Source organism: Tautonia sociabilis, assembly GCF_003977685.1.
GTDB classification, from domain to species: domain Bacteria; phylum Planctomycetota; class Planctomycetia; order Isosphaerales; family Isosphaeraceae; genus Tautonia; species Tautonia sociabilis.
The window spans coordinates 56,242-73,441 of record NZ_RYZH01000005.1; the positions used below are offsets into that span (position 1 = coordinate 56,242).

Annotated in this window: 9 protein-coding genes; 5 read left to right on the plus strand and 4 right to left on the minus strand. The window is 70.0% G+C overall.

Going from position 1 to position 17,200, the window contains the following annotated elements; translation table 11 throughout:
• Positions 1-54: 54 nt before the first annotated feature.
• On the minus strand, positions 55-4,257 hold the full coding sequence (locus tag TsocGM_RS03920) for a PVC-type heme-binding CxxCH protein (RefSeq protein ID WP_126724011.1): 4,203 nt from the start codon (positions 4,255-4,257) through the stop codon (positions 55-57).
• Positions 4,258-4,491: 234 nt separating this feature from the next.
• On the opposite strand from TsocGM_RS03920, the gene TsocGM_RS03925 reads away from it, so the two are divergent.
• Entirely contained in the window at positions 4,492-5,526 is a 1,035-nt protein-coding gene (locus TsocGM_RS03925; protein WP_126724012.1) for a prenyltransferase/squalene oxidase repeat-containing protein, read from the plus strand.
• Between the two features lie 109 nt (positions 5,527-5,635).
• Here the strand turns inward: TsocGM_RS03925 and TsocGM_RS03930 are convergent, their stop codons facing one another.
• The gene (locus TsocGM_RS03930) at positions 5,636-6,877 is read right to left on the minus strand and encodes a multiheme c-type cytochrome (RefSeq protein ID WP_126724013.1); all 1,242 of its coding nucleotides are present in this window, start codon (positions 6,875-6,877) and stop codon (positions 5,636-5,638) included.
• A gap of 278 nt (positions 6,878-7,155) precedes the next feature.
• On the opposite strand from TsocGM_RS03930, the gene TsocGM_RS03935 reads away from it, so the two are divergent.
• The 4 genes from TsocGM_RS03935 to TsocGM_RS03950 are packed head-to-tail and all read left to right on the plus strand — an operon-like array spanning position 7,156 to position 12,780.
• A complete protein-coding gene (locus tag TsocGM_RS03935) occupies positions 7,156-8,937 on the plus strand; it encodes a proline--tRNA ligase (protein ID WP_126724014.1) in 1,782 nt (593 codons plus the stop codon).
• On the plus strand, positions 8,934-9,221 hold the full coding sequence (locus TsocGM_RS03940; protein ID WP_126724015.1) for a hypothetical protein: 288 nt from the start codon (positions 8,934-8,936) through the stop codon (positions 9,219-9,221). The genes TsocGM_RS03935 and TsocGM_RS03940 overlap by 4 nt, the downstream gene beginning before the upstream one ends.
• Positions 9,218-10,357: an MraY family glycosyltransferase gene (locus TsocGM_RS03945; protein ID WP_233578260.1), complete on the plus strand. Its 1,140-nt coding sequence runs from the start codon at positions 9,218-9,220 to the stop codon at positions 10,355-10,357. Before TsocGM_RS03940 ends, TsocGM_RS03945 begins: the two co-directional genes overlap by 4 nt.
• Positions 10,358-10,365: 8 nt before the next feature.
• Positions 10,366-12,780, plus strand: coding sequence for an O-antigen ligase family protein (locus TsocGM_RS03950; protein WP_126724016.1), 2,415 nt, complete (start codon positions 10,366-10,368; stop codon positions 12,778-12,780).
• Here the strand turns inward: TsocGM_RS03950 and TsocGM_RS03955 are convergent.
• Both TsocGM_RS03955 and TsocGM_RS03960 read right to left on the minus strand, forming a co-directional pair.
• Positions 12,777-13,280: a hypothetical protein gene (locus TsocGM_RS03955; RefSeq protein WP_126724017.1), complete on the minus strand. Its 504-nt coding sequence runs from the start codon at positions 13,278-13,280 to the stop codon at positions 12,777-12,779. The genes TsocGM_RS03950 and TsocGM_RS03955 overlap by 4 nt on opposite strands.
• A gap of 119 nt (positions 13,281-13,399) precedes the next feature.
• Complete coding sequence (locus tag TsocGM_RS03960) at positions 13,400-17,149, minus strand: FG-GAP-like repeat-containing protein (protein ID WP_126724018.1); 3,750 nt, start codon at positions 17,147-17,149, stop codon at positions 13,400-13,402.
• Positions 17,150-17,200: the final 51 nt, after the last annotated feature.

Consider the following 17,200-nt stretch of genomic DNA (forward strand, 5'->3'; position numbering starts at 1 on the left):
TCGGGGGGGCTCCGGGGTTGCGGGGGCGGGCGGTCGAGAGGAGGGGAGGACGGGTCATTCCTCGTCGGTCGATCGGGCACCGGTGCCAGCCGGGGAGGAAGCGTCGCCGATCGGCTCGAGGACGAGGTTGCGGAAGCGGACCTCCATCGGCCCGCCGGCGTGCAGTTGCAGGGCGAAGACGCCGCGACGGGCCCCCTCGGGGTCGTCCAGGTCGACGCACCTCTTCCCGTTGAGGAACGTCTGGATCTTCGACCCTCGGGCCACGATCTCGTAGGAGTTCCACTGGCCGGGCTTCACGTGCGGTTCGCCGGACTCGTCCCAGAGCAGCCCGCGCCCGAGTTCCTCGTAGAGCTTGCCCCACCAGCCGGCGCCGATGTCGGCCTGGTAGCCCTTCACCTCGCCATCGGGCATCGGCTCGCTGCGGAACTGGATGCCGCTGTTCTCGGAGTTCGGGGAGAGCATCACCTCCAGTTGGAGGCGGAAATCGGTGGCGACCAGCTCGCTCTTGAGGAACTCGTTGTGGTTGAGGCCGTTCGTCTGGCCGACGATCTCGCCGTTCTCGACCCTCCAGAGCTCGGGGTCGCCGATCCAGCCGGTCAAATCCTCGCCGTTGAAGAACATCGGCGCCGTGTCCTGGGTGAGCAGCACCGGCACCTGCGACGGACTGGCAAGGTACGCGACCAGGGAGCGGATCTCATGGTCCGACAGATTCGCCCAGAGGTCGTCGGGCATCATCGACTGGTCGCTGAGCCGGCGTTCCTCGATCTCGTCGACGGGCAGCGTGATCGTCTCGTTCGCGGTGGCGAGGGTAATCGCGTTCTCATCCTCTCGCTTGATGATTCCGGTAAGAACCCGGCCGTCGACGGTGGCGACGAGGTGCGCCTGATAATCCTTGCCGATCAGCGCCGAGGGGTCGAGGACGTTCGAGAGAACGTAATCCAGGTCCGACCGATTCGATCCGGTCAGCTCGGGGCCGATGTCCCCCCCCTGATTGAACAGCTTATGACACTGGGCGCAAGTCTTGACGAAGACGGCCCGCCCGAGCGCGACGTCGGGCTCCGCCTCGGGAGCCGACGTGAGCATATTTTTGAATTGCGCGATCCGCTCGGCGCGATCGGCCGGGGTGTCCCGGACGGTGCCCCAGACCTCGGTGATTCTGGCCGTGACCTGCTCGTCGTCGAGGTTGCGGAGCTGTCGCACGATGTCGGCCGACAGGTCGGTGGCGGGCACCTTCCCCTGCCCCACGGCGTCGAGCAGCGCCCGGGCGGAGAAGGGGCGGGCGGCGAGCGTGTTCAGGGCGTCTCGACGCTCGGCGAGCGCCAGCCTCGGGTAGATCGCCAGGACCGATTCGGGCGTCTCCACGTCGTCGAAGTCGGCCAGCGCCCGGAGGGAGGCCCCGCGGACGGCGGGATCGTCGAGCAGGTGGCGAAGCTGTCCGGCGAGCCCGGGGGCTCGGGCCTTGCGCAGCGCCTCCAGGGCGTCGAGCCGGAGGGCGGCATCGGCGGAGCGGTCGGTGAGGACGTCGAGCAGGACCTCTCGGGCGGAGGAGTCGCCAAAGGTGAGCGCCAGCGCCGTGGCCCGGGAGCGGACGTCGGCGTTTCCGCCTTCGAGCAGTGACCGGAAGACGGCGGGCCAGTTCTCGGGCATCGTCACCTGGCGACGGCCCTTGAGCGCGTCGAGCAGGCCGCCGAGAATGGTGACCTGCCCGGCGGTCGACTCGGCCTGGCCGAGCCCGTCGACCAGCAGCGCGAGCGCCTCGTCGGTGCCGATGGCCCCGATTCGCCTCACGGTGTACTCCAGCAGCCCCGGAATTGGCGACGACGACGCCAGGGCGAGCGCCCGGCCGGGCTCGGCGCCGGCCTTCGGCTCCAGGGCATACCAGTCCATCAGCGGGAGGTTGTGATCCTCCGCGTCCTCGGCGTGCGCCACAAGCCCTTCGAGGATCGCCCAGCTCGCCGACGACTCGGCCGGCATGCGCTGCAGGGCCGAGGCCAGCGCGAGGCGCACGACCGGAGACGGGTCGGCCTTGGCCAGCTCGGCAAAGCGGGCGAGCTCGGAGTCGGCGGCCTCGCCGTCTTCCATCGCCAGGCGGATCGTCCAGGAGCGGACGTTGGGCTCCGCATCCGAGAGCCCCTGCCGGATCTCGTCTGAGTTCACGCCTCCCGTCACATGGAGGGCCCACAGGGCCCGAAGTCGCTGGACGGGCTCGGGGGCGAGGCGGAGGAAGGACGCGAGGAGGAATCGGGTGTCATCCTCGACCTCCGGCCCGCGTTCGGCGAGGCGTCGGAGGGCATGCTGAGAATGCCAGGCGTTCCGGGACGCGACGGCGACGACGGCAAGGGTGCGGTCGTCCGCCCGCCGGAGGTCGTCGATCTGGGAGGCGAACTCCTCGGGAGAGACGCCGTCGGGGAGCCCCGCGCGACGGGCCAACGCGTCGAGCAGCCGACGCGCCGAGTCGACGATCGGCTCGCCGCCGGAGCTCGGACGCTCGAATGCAATCTTGTAGACACGTCCCTTATTCTTGTCGTGGATGCTCGCATCGGGGACGTGGCACTGCTGGAGGTCGTACCAGTCGATCATCCAGACGTTGCCGTCGGGGCCGTGCTTCAGGGCGAGGATCTGGGAGGCGCGATCGTTGGCCAGGAGGAAGTCGGGGGCGTGGCGGCCGACGAAGCCGGAGCCGGAGGGCTGGGCGAGGTCCCGGTTGAGCCGGGCGCCGTGGATGTTGTTCATCAGGAGCGAGCCGCGGTACTCCTCGGGCCAGGCGTCCCCCTGGTAGATGAGCAGGCCGGAGTGGGCATGGCCGCCGCCGGCGGAGTCGGAGCGGTCGTTGCCGCCGTGGGGAGTGAGGCCGACGTAGTGGACGTGGTCGGCAATCGTCTTGATATCGTTGTACGTGTGCGGGTTGAAGTGCTGCCCGGCCTGGCGCTGGAAGCGACCGCCCTGGACCATGTGGTACAGGTGGGGGATGACGCAGGCCTCGATGAAGCAGTTGCCGAACTCGTCGAAGTCGACGCCCCAGGGGTTGCTGGTGCCGTGGGCGAAGACCTCGAACTCGTGGCGGGTGGGGTGGTAGCGCCAGACGCCGGCGTTGATGGGGATGCGTTCCTCGTCGGGCGTGCCTGGCTTGCCGACCCGGGAGTGGGTGAAGACGCCGTGGCAGCCGTAGAGCCACCCGTCAGGTCCCCAGGTGAAGCTGTTGAGCGTCTCGTGGGTGTCCTGGAGGCCCCAGCCGTCGAGCAGAACGACGGGGGCGCCGTCGGGTTCGTCGTCGCCGTCCGTGTCGGGGATGAACAGCAGCTCGGGAGCCGCCCCGACCCAGACGCCGCCGAAGCCGAGTTCCAGGCCGGTCGCCATGTTCAGGCCTTCATAGAAGACCTTGCGGGAGTCGAAGCGGCCGTCGTGGTCCTCGTCCTCGAAGATGAGGATGCGATCGGTCCCCTCCCCCTCCGGGGCGCGGAAGGGGTAGGTGTGATTCTCCAGGACCCAGACGCGGCCTCGGTCGTCGATCGCCAGGGCGATCGGCCGCACCACGTCCGGCTCACCGGCGGCGAGGATCACGCGGAAGCCCTCGGGAACGGTCATCGCGGCGGCGGCCTCCTCGGGGGAGAGGCCGGCGTGAGCGTAGGAGTCGCGCGGGGGGAGCGGCGCTCGGGAGGGGATGTCGGGCTTCTCGGGATGGAAGCGGAAGTCGTCGAAGTTGAGATGGCCCCAGCCGCCGGACACCTCGTCGACCAGCCGGATCTGGAGGGTGTCGCCGACGAACGGGGACAGGTCAACGACCACCCGGCTCATGTTCTCGACATTCTCGCCCGTCGCCTCGGCGATGACGATGTTCGAGTCGGCCAGCACCAGCTCGACGCAGGTTCTCCGGTGCGCACCGCCGCCGACGAGAAAGCTAGCGAAGGGGTGGGTGACCTTGAAGGGCACGGAGGTCAGCGTGCCTTTCGGCGCGTCCCCCTTGCGCTCGAAGCTGCCGACCCAGTAGGACCCGGTGTGGTTACTCTTCATGTCCGAGCGGCGGGAGGCGACGGTGTCTCCCTCGATCGGCTGGTCGCGGAAGGCCTCCCCCTCCGAGGTCCAGTCGGCCAGGGTGCCGGCCTCGAAGTCGAGGTTGAGCGTTCGCCCCGATTCGTCCGTCGGCACGACGCCACCGGGATCCTGGGCCCGGGCCCGCGTGCCGGCGAGGGAGGGGAAGAGGCCGCCCGGGATCGCGGCGGCGAGGATCGCGACGACGGCGAGGTGGTTCGACCTCATGGCGCGTCTCTCTCGGGTGTCGGGGCGTCGGTGCTCGGCCTGGCGGGATCGGTTCACCATACCAGGCGCCCCGGCCCCGCTCAATCAACCCCCCCCTCCCGCCAGCCTCCCGACGCGCCTTGCCCCCCGGCCGACCCGGATGGACAATCAAGCAATCGAGCGGAGCGCCCCGGCGGCATTCGTCCGCGAGTGGACCTCGAAGTTCGGATGCCTGATTCAATGGAGGGACCAATCATGACGGCGTGGCGGATCGCGCTCGGGATCGCCCTGGCCTCGCTCCCGATGGGCCGCTGCTGGGCCGACGACGGCCCGCCGCCGGAGGCGATCCGGGGCGCGGTCGAGCGCGGCCTGATCCGGATCGAGCAGGCGGCCCGGAACTACCCCGACCACCGCGACTGCTTCTCCTGCCACCACCAGACCCTGCCCGCGATGGCGATGGCGGCCGCCGATCGGGCCGGATTCGAGGTCGATCGGGACCTGCTTGCCGAGATCATCGAATTCTCGGCCGAATCCTTCCAGGTTCGGATCGAATCTCTGCGGGACGGGGCGGGGATCGGGGGCGGTTCGATGACGGTTGGCTACGGGCTCTGGGCCTTCCTGGAAGGTGATCGGACGCCGGACGCGCTGAGCGACGCCATGGCCGGGTTCCTGCTCAAGAACCAGCAAGCCTCCGGCCGCTGGTCGAGCAACTCCGGCCGCCCTCCGCTGGAGGGTTCGCACGTCATGTGCACCGCGCTGGCCGCTTACGGGCTCCGGGAGTTCGCTCCCCTGGCCTATCGATCCCTCTCGAAGGAGGCGATCGCGAAGGCGAACGCCTGGCTCCTCTCGGTCGAACCCGAGGACCAGGAAGACCGGGCCGCGAAGCTCTGGGGCCTCTGGCTGCTCGATGCGGACGACGAGGCGATCGCCGAGGCCCGCGCGGCCGTCCTCTCTGCCCAACGGGAGGATGGGGGCTGGGCCCAGCTCGACTCCCTGTCTAGCGACGCCTACGCCACCGGCCAGGCCCTCACGATCCTCTCTCGTACCGGCTTCCCGACCAACGACCCGGCCTACCGTCGCGGCCTCGCCTTCCTGGTCAACTCCCAGTGCGACGACGGATCCTGGTTTGTCCAGACCCGGGCCCGAGGATTCCAGACGCCGTTCGACAACGGGGACCCGCACGGCGAGTCCTCCTTCATCTCGGTCGCGGCCACCTGCTGGGCGGTTGCCGCTCTGGCCGAGGGAATCGATGCCAGGGCCGATCCCACGACGGAGGTGGGGGCGGATTGAATCGCGGTTCCCTGGGCCGACACCCGTTCTCTTCCTGACACGATCGCCGTCGTCCCTCTCCGCTGCGCTCGGCGTCTCGCGTCGGGGAGGGAAGAGACCGCTTCCCGGATCAGTGCGATGGCGGATCGGAGCCGTCTCCCGTCGCCCCGAGGACCTCGTCTCGGACTCGGATCCAGTGATCCGCGAAGAAGACCTTCTGCCCCGCGTCGACCCGAGGCATGTGGCAGGTCGTGCAATCGGTCGACGGTGACACCGGGCAGGAGACCTGGGTGGGATGGCTCGACTGGTGGCAGGAGAGGCAGGTGGTGTTGTAGGAGGAGGGGTCGGTCGAGGGGCGGTCGTGCGGATCGTGGCAGGTGGTGCAGCTCATCGCCCCATCGCTCTCGGTGAAGCAGCGAGACTGCATCAGCCCCACGGGCTGGAAGCGGGCGAGCTCGATATTGTCGGGCCGGAGCGCTCCCGGGGGTGCCTGGGAGGGATGCCGGTGGCACTCGCCGCAGAGGAGCATCTGATCCTTGGCCGAGGCTCGCCCGGGCCCGAAGGGCATCGCCAGGGAGGTTGGGTCGGCCCCCCGACGGGCGGCCTCGGCGTGGGTCCGGCCGGGGCCGTGGCAGCGCTCGCAGGAGACGGTCGGGATCAGCGTCGCCAGATCGACGTGGCCGGCCTCCGAGGCGGAGGTCAAGGTCACGTGGCACTTCACGCAGTCGAACGAGTCCTCGTCCCGGAGCACCCGGCCCATCGCGTCGGTGCCCGGGGCGGTTTCGATCACCCCCTGCCCCGGCGTGATCCGGATCGAGCCGTCGGCGTAGTAGGTCAGCCGGTGCTCCCGGATGACGAAGTCGTGGGGGTCGTCGTTCAGGACGCTGATGAAGGTCGTCGCGTGGTAGCCCGACCCGAGGGCGAAGTCGATCGGCAAGCGATCGACGCGGTCCCCGGCCTGCCGATCGACGGCAAGGCGGCCGTCGTCCAGCAGGAACCTCCAGGTGACGGCCGGCCGCTCCGGATCGGCAACCACCCGGCCATCGAGGCGGGCGGCCAGGGCGCGGTCACCGGCCCGGCGGAAGGTGCGGCTGTGACCGTGTCGCTCGTGGTAGACGGCGATGGACGGATGGCATTCGGCGCAGGCGTCCTCGCCGATGAACTCCTCGATCGCGAAACCCAAAGGGAGCGAGGCGGTGGCCCCCCTCCGTTCGTCGCCGTCTCCGTTCGCCCCCGGTTCCCGGGCGATCCACCAGAACAGACCCCCGAGCACGATCAGGCCGATCACCCCCAGGGCGATCGCCTCCCCGACCCCGGACGCCGCCCCCGTCGACGGCTGCTCGGCGTTGGACTCGCAATCGTGCGCGCTCATCAAAAGACCGCTCCGGCAGGATCGTCCGAAGGAGGACGGGGTCAAGTGTATCGGCCCGCCGAGGCCGCCGTCGATGTCTTCTTCCTCCCGGTGCCCTTCTGGTAGACTCGACGACCCGACGCCGATTGTCCCGCTCCCGTTCCACGGGAAACGCCGAAGGATCGGATCGGGCCCGGTCCAGCGCCACCTCCGCGCTCGACCGGCCTCCCGCCCCCCTCGGGGCGATCGTGAATCCGCCTGCGCAACGCAACGCAACGCAGCCACCGGGAGAGCGAGCCGTGCTCTGGTCGAACGCCCTGATCCCGACCCAGAAGGAGTCGCCGGCCGACGCCGTGGCCCCCAGCCACGTGCTGTTGCTCCGCGCCGGGATGATCCGGCAGCTCGGGGCGGGGACGTACACCTACCTCCCCCTCGGCCTCCGAGTCCTCCGGAAGGCCGAGCGCATCATCCGAGAGGAGATGGACGCCGCCGGCGCGCTCGAATTGCTCATGCCGGCACTCCACCCCATTGAGCTCTGGGAGGAGTCCGGCCGCGTCGCGACCATGGGCGATGTGCTCATCAAGTTCGACCTCGGCGGCGACCGCAAGGTCTGCCTCGGCCCGACGCACGAGGAGGTCATCACCGACCTCGCCCGGTCATACATCACCTCCTACCGCCAGTTGCCGATCACCGCCTATCAGATCCAGACCAAGTTCCGCAACGAGCCCCGCCCCCGGTTCGGCATCGTCCGGACCCGGGAGTTCCTGATGAAGGACGCTTATAGCTTCGGCGCCGACGTCGAGCAGCTCAACGCCAGTTACGACGCGATGTACGAGGCCTACTGTCGCATCTTCGACCGCTGCGGCTTGCCCTACGTCGCGGTCGAGGCCGAGAGCGGCCCCATCGGCGGCGACGCCTCGCACGAGTTCATGGTCCCCTCCCCTTCCGGAGAGGATCAACTCATCCGCTGCTCGTCCTGCGGTTACGCCGCGAACGTGGAGAAGGCCGAGGTGGGTACCCTGGCGGGACCCTCCCCCAACTCGGACGGAGCGCCGGCCCCGACCGAGGTCCAGACGCCCGGCCAGCGCACGATCGAGGAGGTCGCCGCCTTCCTCAAGGTCCAGCCCGAGGAGACAGGGAAGCTCCTCGTCTACCTCGCCGACGGCAAGCCCGTCGCCGTGCTGCTCCGGGGCGACCACGAGGCCAACGAGGGGAAGGTGCGCCGCGCCTTCGGGGCCGCGACGCTCGAGCCCGCCGACGCCCCCACCATCCAACGGGCGACCGGCTCCCTGATCGGATTCCTCGGCCCGATCGGCCTGACGATCCCGCTCGCCGTCGACCAGGCCGTCGCGCTGATGCCTCGCATCGTCGTCGGTGGGAACAAGGAGGACATCCATCTCAGGGACGTCGTCCCCGGCCGAGACTTCCCGATCGACCGCGTCCTCGACCTCCGCAACGCCGCCGCCGGCGACCCTTGCCCCCGATGCGGCTCGGCGCTGGAGGTGGGCAACGGCATCGAGATCGGCCACGTGTTCAAGCTCGGCACCAAGTACTCCGACGCGCTCGGGGCCACCTTCCAGGACGCCGAGGGCAAGACGCGCTCGCTCATCATGGGATGCTACGGGATCGGCGTGAACCGGATCGTCGCCTCGGCCGTCGAGGCCGGCCACGACGCCAACGGCATCATCTGGCCGCTGAGCATCGCCCCCTACGAGGCCCTGATCGTCCCGCTGCAGGTCGATCCCGACGGCGAGGTCATGAAGCTCTCCCAGCAGATCGCCTCGGCCCTCCGCTTCGCCGGCGCCGACGTGCTGATCGACGACCGCGATCAGCGGCCCGGCCCCAAGTTCAAGGACGCCGACCTCATCGGGATCCCGCTCCGGGTCGTGGTTGGTGAGCGAGGCTTGAAAGAGGGGAAGGTCGAGGTGAAGTGGCGGCACGACTCCGAGGCGTTCACGGTCCCGGCCGAGGACGCCCCGGCCGCGATCGTCCAGCGGCTCGTCTCCGCCCGGCAAGAGCTCGCCGATCGCGTCGAGCGTCGAGCCGAGGAACGTACCGCCAGACGAGGGCACGCCGGATGAGCCCCCCCGGCCCCCCGATCGCCAACGGCCCGAGGCCCCGCCTCTACATCCTGTTCGGGATGCTCTCGCTGCTCACCTTCGCCGGCCCCCTGGCGATCTTCCTCGTCGGCCGGGGAGGCCAGCGCCCGACCTGGCCTCCCGACCGGCCGATCGAGTGGCAGGTGTTCCTTGGGGTGACCATCGCCTTCGTCGTCCTCTTCGTCGCGTGTCTGGTCGACGCCGCTCGTCTACGGTCCCGACCGCGGGGCGACCGCTCGACCGACCGACCGGAGGACGCCTCGTGATCCAGGTGGCCGGGCTGGCGATGTTCTCGGTTGGGGCGGCGCTCTGCTACGCCTTGTGCTGGGCCGTGCGCTCGATCGCCCCCCGGGTCGGCTTGATCGACTCCCCCGGCGGCCGCAAGGCCCACGCGGCGCCCACCCCGCTGGGAGGCGGCGTGGCGATCTGGCTCTCCCTGGTGATCGTCCTCGGGATCGGGACGGGCTGGGTCGCCCTGGGGCTGCCCCTCCCCCCTGAGATGGCCCGCCACGCCGAAGGGTCGATGTCCCGGGTCGTCGAGCTCTGGCTGCTGGTGGCCCTCGCCACGATGATGATGCTTATGGGGCTGCTCGACGACCGATTCCGGCTCGACTGGAAGCCGAGGATGGCCGTCCAGGTCCTCGCGGCGGTCGGCCTCGTTCTGCTCGGCGGCCAGATCACGCTCTTCGGCCCCCTCGGCTGGCCTCCGATCCGATGGGCGATCACCCTGGCCTGGGTCGTCGGCCTGACCAACTCGTTCAACTTCCTCGACAACATGGACGGCCTCTCCGCCGGCGTCGGCCTGATCGTCGCCCTGCTGTTCGTGGGCGCCCAGGCGGCCGTCGGGGCGCTGTTCGTGCCGGCCGTGCTGCTGATCCTGGCCGGGGCGCTCGCGGGCTTCCTGGTGCATAACTCCGCTCCCGCGAAGCTGTTCATGGGAGACGCCGGCAGCAACTTCCTCGGCTTCCTCCTCGGGGCCCTGACGGTCGTCGGCACCTTCACGAGAGACAACCCCGGGTCGGGATACTCCCCCTTCGGCGCCCTGGCCCCCTTGCTCGTGATGGCGGTGCCGCTCTATGACACCGCCTCGGTCATCGTTATCCGCCTTCGGGAAGGGAGAAGCCCCTTTCAGGCGGACCGGAGCCATTTCTCCCACCGGCTGGTCGAGCGTGGATTGACCCCGCCCTGGGCCGTCCGAACGATCTACCTGGTGACGCTCGCCGGAGGACTCGGGGCCCTGCTCCTGCACCGCCTCGACGCCCTGGGGGCGGCCGTCGTGGTGTCGCAGACGCTCTGCGTCCTCGGCGTCGTGGCGATCCTTGAGATCGCTCGCCCCAGGCCGACGCCCTCCGGGCCGACATCCTCCGCTCCCCCACCGGCCGAAGAGGCATCGACGGGATAACGCCCATCATGGCACGCCGAGCCTCGTCCCACCGCAGGACCCCTTCCGGGCCCTCCCGCACCGCTGCCCCTCCCGTCGTCGCCCCCGACGACTCGGCCTGGTTCGCCGATCGGATCCGAACGATCGCCCTCGGCCTGACCGCCGCACTCGTCGTCTCCCGAGCGTACTGGCCCGCCGAGGGGACCACCGAGCTGATGACCGGGGAGCAGTTGCCCTGGACCTTCGCCCTGCTCGCCACCGCCTCGCTCGCCGTGGTCGGCGCGATGCTCGGCCGATCCCTCCGGTTCCGGTTCTGCTGGGCGGATCTCGCGGTAATCGGCCTGATGTTCGCCGTTGGTCTGAGCGCCTCCCACGCCCTCGACCGCCGAGTGGCGATCAACCTCGCCTGGCAGTGGGGAGGGGTCGGTGTCGTCTACGTCCTGCTCCGGAACCTTCCCCGAAGCCGGGCCGAGACCCGGGCGCTCGCCGGCATCCTCGCGGCGACGGCGACGGCGGTGTCCTGCTACGCCGTTTATCAGGTCGGGGTCGAACTCCCCGAGTTGCGTCGCCTGTTCCTGGAGAATCCTCGGCAGCTGCTGGCCCAGTACCCGATGGCCCCCACGCCCGGGACCCCCGAGTACCGATCGTTCGTCGACCGAGTGGTCGGATCGACCGAGGCGTTCGCCACCTTCGGCCTGGCCAATTCCCTCGCCGGCTACATCGTCGGGCCGTTGGTGGTCGGAATCGGCGTCCTCCTGGCTGGGGTCGCCCGCACCGGACGACAACGACTCGGGGAGGACGCCCCGAGCCCCGGCGTGGGGATCTCCTCGATCGCGATGGCCGCCCTGCCCGTGCTGCTCGTGCTCGTGGTGCTGCTGCTGACCAAGAGCCGAAGCGGCTTCCTCGGACTGGTGGTCGGCACGCTCATCCTCTCGGCGGCATTCGCCCGACGGCTCGGTCGTCGGGCGCTCCTTGGAGGAGCGGTGGGCCTGATCGCCGCCATCGGAGCCGCGGGGGGCGCCCTCTGGCGGCTCGGCTTCCTCGACCGAGCGGTGCTTACCCAGTCGACGCTCTCCCTCCGCTACCGCTTCGAGTACTGGGTCGGCACCTGGCGAGTCCTGGCGGACGGCGCCTGGCGGACCGGCCTCGGCCCGGGGAACTTCCGGCCGGCGTACCGCCAGTTCAAGCTTGTCGAGGCGAGCGAGGATGTGGTCGATCCCCATAACCTGTTCCTCGAGGTCTGGGAGGTCGCGGGCATCCTCGCGCTGGTGCTGCTCGTCCTCGGGCTCGGTTTGACGCTCTGGAACCTCTTTGGGCCGTCGAAGGCGTCGAGCGAGACGTCCTCTCCCCCCCCTTCGGCGGGCGATCCCAACCCGAACGGATCCGCCGGCTCGCTCCTGGTCTGGGCTGGACTTGGAGGCTGGGTCGGCGTCGTGCTCCTCGGCGACCTGAACCTGTTCTCGGACGACAACGACGCGATCGCCCGATGGCTCCTGCTCGGCCTCGGCTGGGGCCTGGCGGTAGCGCTGGCCGGGCCGCTCTGGGCGAAGGTCTCGCCCCCGGCGGTGGCGATCGGGGCCGCGGTCTTGGCGATGGTGGTCAACCTGCTCGCCGCCGGGGGGATCGGGTACGCCTCCGTCTCCTCGATGCTCTGGGGACTGGCCGCCGTCGGCCTGAACCTCCGGGAAGATCGCCCCGCCGGGCGCCTTCGAGAACTCCCCGGCCTCTTCCCTCCCTTCGTGGTCGCCGCCGTGCTCTCCGCCCTGCTGGGGACCTTCTACGGGACCGTCTCCCCCTACTGGCGCTCCCAGGCGCTGATGAAGCGGGCCGACGCCATCCTGGCCGAGCGGCCGACGGCCCCCCGCCAGGAGGACCTGGAGCAGGTCGCCGACCTCCTCCAGCGGGCCATCGCCGCCGACTCCTACGCCTCCCGGCCCTACCTCGCGCTGGCCGAGCTGGAACTGCTCGCCTGGATCTCCCGGGGCTCTCCTCCCGAGGATGCGGTCTGGAACCGGATCGTCGAGATCCTGGAAGACGCGATCACCCCCCCCCGAGACCCCCGATCGCTCGAGGTCCGCGCCTTCCGGGTCAACCTCGCCCGCCGCATCCTCGCCGCCCGGCCCGACCTCCCCTCGGCCGCCCGAGACCGGCTGCGGACGATCATCGCCACCGACTCCTTCGTCATCGCCGAACGGCTGACCCCCACCAGCCCCCTCGCCCACGCCCAGGCCGCCGAGGACCTTGCCGCCCTCGGCCAGTTCCGTCGCGCCGCCCGAGAGGCAGAGAAGGCCCTGGAGCTCGACGCCCGCACCCCGCACCAGGACAAGAAACTGCCCGAGGCGCTCCGAGATCGACTCGCCGACTCGATCCCCAACTGGTTGAGCCCCTCCGAGAGCCATCCGGAGGATGCGCAGCCCCTCGACGATCCGACGCCGAGCCCTTAATCCAGCTCGTTCGCGCTCCTGGGTTTCGGCGCGCCCGGGCCTCCCCTGCCCTCCGCATCGGGCTCCGAGGTCAGGGCGCGTCCCAGCACCGAAAGCCCCCGGTGCACGGCCACGATGGGCACGACCACCGGGCTGAGGGCGAAGCAGGCCAACGCCACGAACGCCGCTTCCGCGTCCGATGCGCCATTCCGCTTCGCCCGGATCGCCCGAGGGCGGAGCAGGAACAGCCCTCCGGCGTACAGCACTCCCAGCGTCCCCAAGACGACCGGCCTGCCGAGGAGCCTGGCCCCGTCCCCGTCCCCGGCTCCCGCGGAATGACCCTCCCCCCGCTCCTCCGGAGGGCCTGGCGGCGATTGATCGGCGCCGGCCCCGGCCCCGGCCTCGATTTCGATCTCGGAGATCGCCGCGTCCTCCCGCCGATCTCCCACGAACCAGAAGCCGGCCACGAGCAGCACGATCACGACCGCCAGGATCGCGACGAGTCCCGAGGATTCGTCCATCGCCTCTGCTCCGTCTGGGACGACTTCGATTCCATCACTCAGCCGGAGGGTACTCCGATCGATCGTCGGGAATCCCGGAGGAAGGAACCGGCCCCCCGGAGCCAGGGGGCCGGATCGGTTCAATCGCCCCCGGCGATCCGGGTCTGGTAGGTCTCCAGGTACTCCAGATACTCAGGGTCCGAGGGACGCTCGGTCCCGTCCGGGAAGGGATACTCGGGCATGCCCTTCCAGGGCAACGGCTCCACCGAGTCGCTGCCGGCCGTGAACGGGTCGGCGTCCTTGCAGTAGCCGTAGGTGCGGAGCACGAAGCTCCGCGTCCACCCGTCGGGGAGCGCCGGCGCCTCAGCGTCGAACTCGACCTTCACCTCGTCCCCTGGCCCGACCAGACAGTGCCGGTCGTCATCGGCCGAAAGCAGCTCCTTCACGTCTCCGAACCGGGTCAAGCGGCCGGCGAACGGCGCCAGGGGGGCCGGGTCGATGTAGTCGTAATCGTAGAGCAGGGGCAAACGGCCGTCGGGGGAGACCTCCCGCGTATACCCCCTCGGGCCGAGCTTCGCCCGAGCCACCGGCACGGAGGTCACTCGGATCTCCTGCTCGGCCTTCCGATCTCGGACGGCGATGAAGGCCTGGTCCCAGTAGCATTCCATGGTTGTCCGGAGCCGGAGCACGCAGCGAGGGCCGGTCAACTTCCCGGTCAGGTCGAGCGTCGTCATGCGGGGAAGCCCGGCGGGGTAGCCGGGATCGGGCTCGATCACCTCCCAGGACCCGTCTTCCCGCTGGCGTTCCAGCACCGGGGGTTGCAGCGAGACGCCTGCCGTCGCCGCCGCGTAGTTCGTCTGGGAATACGGATACTCGACCCACCCCGCCAGGCAAAGCACGAGCGAATCCGAAGGGCCGAACCGGGAGAGGCGGTCCCCGAAGTCGAGGACGATCCCGTGCTCCTCGGCGTAGCCGACCCAGCGGACATGACGCTTGAAGGTGTCGACCGTGGCGCGGTCCCAGGAGGCGAGGGTCTCGGTCACATCAGCCCCGCCCAGGTCGGTCGCCCGCTCCGGGGAGATCGCCTCTCGCCAGGCGATCAGCGCGCCGGTCGGGCGGTTCCCTCCCGGGGAGAACCGCTCGTCGGGGTGCGACTCCACCCCCGGGGGGCGGTCGATCACATCGAGCACCAGATGGTCGAGGTAGGCAACCTCGTCCATCGGCTCGGTGATCGCGATGCGATAGACGCCCCCCTGCTCCTTCAAGTGCTCATCGGTCAGGTGGAGCATCTCGTCCCGGTCGGGCTGGCTGTAGACTCCCGGCGCGACGAGGTAGCCCATCCCTCCGCCGCCGAGGAAGTCACCGAAGCAGACGAACCGGCGACCGTTCCACGTGAAAAGCACCGGGCAACTGCCGGTCTTCCGATTCTTCTCGGCGAGCGTGATCGCCACGTTGGCCGCCTGGTTCAGTTCGGTCTGCATCACCCCGTCGGGCCATCGGAGGCGGATCAGGGGAACCAGCTCCGAGTCTCCCAGGCCGAGGACGACCGGCGCCACCGACTGCGCCGGCCCCGCCTCGGTCGTGGTGTGATGGTAATGGACCGAAAGCCCCTCCCCTTCCAGCGAAACCTTCGCTCCGATCCCGTGCGGGTTGGTTCGCATCAACTCGGGGTAGATGTTCCACCGGCCGGCCAGATCGATGCCGAGCCACCGTTGGCCGTTGCCGAGGTTCTCGCCCAGCATCGGCGGCTCGCCATCGCGCAAGAGGACGAGGTCCGGCAGCGGAGACTCGCCGATCAGGTCGACCACCGCTCCTCCGACGATCGCCGCTGGGGATCCCTCGGGTGGGGCGGTCGGCAACGCTCGGGAGGCGAATCGGTCCCCCTCGTTCCGGGCCCAGGAGGGGAGCTCGCTCCCTGCGATCGAGGTCGCCATCAGGTCCGGAAAGCCGTCGAGGTCCAGATCGGCGACCGAGGCCGACCGCCAGCCCTTCGCGTCGATCGGCCAGGGCTCGGTCTGCAGGCTCAGCGTGGCCCCCCTGCCCTCGGTCGTATTGCGCCAGGCGACCACGCCCCCTTCCGAACGGGTGGCAACCAGGTCGGGCCGGCCATCCTGATCCAGGTCGGCGACCAGCAGTCCTGCGATCCTCGGGGGCACGTTCTCGGCGGGGAGTTCCTCCGTGTGGAACTGCCCGAGGCGGTCGTTCAGGGCCACGAGCAGCGGCTGGCCGTCGGCGGCGATCACCAGATCCAGGTCCCGATCCGAGTCGATGTCCAGCGCCGCCACCGCGGCGAGGGGAGCCTCGTCGCCCCGCGGAGCGATCACGTCTCCCCATTCCGAGAAGGCGATCTCCAGCCCGGCGACCGCGTTCGCCTTCGGCCCCTCGACGGCCAGCGGCGCGAACGACAGCGGCGTGCCCGTCTCCAAGGGGACCGGGCGGCCGTCGTTCCGATACACGACCACCGCGGTTCCCGCTGCTCCCTCCGGGGAGAAGGCTGAGTCGGCCTCCGAGACCGGGCAATGGTTCACGACGAACAGGTCGAGATCCCCGTCCAGGTCCAGGTCGAGCCAGCGAGCCGTGATGGTCACGGCATCGCCTCCTCCCGTGTTGGTCGAGGAGGTCAGGTCCTCGAACCTCCCGTCTCCCGAGTTCCGGAGCAGCAGGTTCGGCCCGACCCCGGCGAGGTACAGGTCGGGGAAGAAGTCGGCGTCGAAGTCGGCCACCGCGACGCCGATGCTCGCTCGGTCGGCGGGGATGCCGAACGCGACGGCCGACTCGACAAAGCGGCCTCCTCCCTGGTTCAGCAGCAGCGCGTCGCGCACTCCCTCCGGCCCGACGACGGCCGACGTGGCGAACAGGTCGATCTTGCCGTCCCGGTCGAAATCCGCCGCCGCCACTCCGGCGCCGAACCGGGCCCGGGCCCGGCCGACAACCGCCAGCGGTCCCTCGGCGAAGTCTTCGGCGGAAACCCAGCGATGCCCTTCGGGCAGTTCGACCTGAGCCGGGGTCATCGCCGAGAACTCGGGAGCGGGCGCCTCGGGGATGCGAGGCTCCCGATCGAGCGGGGGCCCAACGATCTCGGCGTAATGCCCCATCTCGCCGTAGACCTTCGCCGCCGTATCGCCGATCCCCGGAGGAGGCTCCCCGCGCTGGGGGTCCAGACGGTTCTTCCGGTCGTTCAGCCGTTCCCAATCGTCTCTGCGGCCGACCTCCGGGCGGACGTAGACCCGGGAGAGGTTGTAGATGGCGGGGACCAGATACGGGTTGATCGCCAGCGCCTTCTCCAGCGGCTCGACCAGTTTCTGCGGTTCAAACAGGGCCGCTCGCTCCGTTCCCGAGGCGTCGGGCATGGTCACGGCGTACCAGTAGAGGGCGTGGGCGTCGTTGGGATCCCCCTCGACGACCGCGGAAAACTCCTCGTGGGCCTCCTGCCAGCGGCCCACCTGCTCCAGGATGATCCCCTTGCAGTAGTGGGCGTGCAGGTTGCCGGGGTCGTTTGCCAGCACCTCGTCGAGCAGGAGGATCGCCTCGTCGAACCGGCTCAACTCCGGCTCGCCATCGCCCTCGGAAGTCGGTTCCTCGTCGGCGATCGCCTCGCCGGTCTGGTTCAGAAGGGCGATCGCCAGGTTGATCTTCGCCGGCTGCCAGTCGGGGGCAAGCCGGCGAATCTCGCGGAACCGGCTCGCGGCCTCGGCGTACTCGTAGCGTTCCATGTGGCCGAGGCCGGCGTAATGCGCCTCGAGCACGTCCTCGATCACCTCGGCCGGGATGCCTGGGATCTGCGAAACCTCTTCGGCGTCCTGCTTCGGGGACCGGCCGCAGCCGGAGAGGATCAGGACGACCAGCAGCGGTGCCAGGAACGGCACTCGATCGAGGAGCGGATTCCGCATCGTCGCGACTCTCCGAGGTGCGGGATCGATTGCGGTCGGATCGTCTCGGGA

Coding starts and splice junctions, on each gene's coding strand:
- TsocGM_RS03920 (WP_126724011.1), bottom strand. CDS start 4,257: ATGAGGTCGAACCACCTCGCCGTCGTCGCGATCCTCGCCGCCGCGATC.
- TsocGM_RS03925 (WP_126724012.1), top strand. CDS start 4,492: ATGACGGCGTGGCGGATCGCGCTCGGGATCGCCCTGGCCTCGCTCCCG.
- TsocGM_RS03930 (WP_126724013.1), bottom strand. CDS start 6,877: ATGAGCGCGCACGATTGCGAGTCCAACGCCGAGCAGCCGTCGACGGGG.
- TsocGM_RS03940 (WP_126724015.1), top strand. CDS start 8,934: ATGAGCCCCCCCGGCCCCCCGATCGCCAACGGCCCGAGGCCCCGCCTC.
- TsocGM_RS03950 (WP_126724016.1), top strand. CDS start 10,366: ATGGCACGCCGAGCCTCGTCCCACCGCAGGACCCCTTCCGGGCCCTCC.
- TsocGM_RS03955 (WP_126724017.1), bottom strand. CDS start 13,280: ATGGACGAATCCTCGGGACTCGTCGCGATCCTGGCGGTCGTGATCGTG.
- TsocGM_RS03960 (WP_126724018.1), bottom strand. CDS start 17,149: ATGCGGAATCCGCTCCTCGATCGAGTGCCGTTCCTGGCACCGCTGCTG.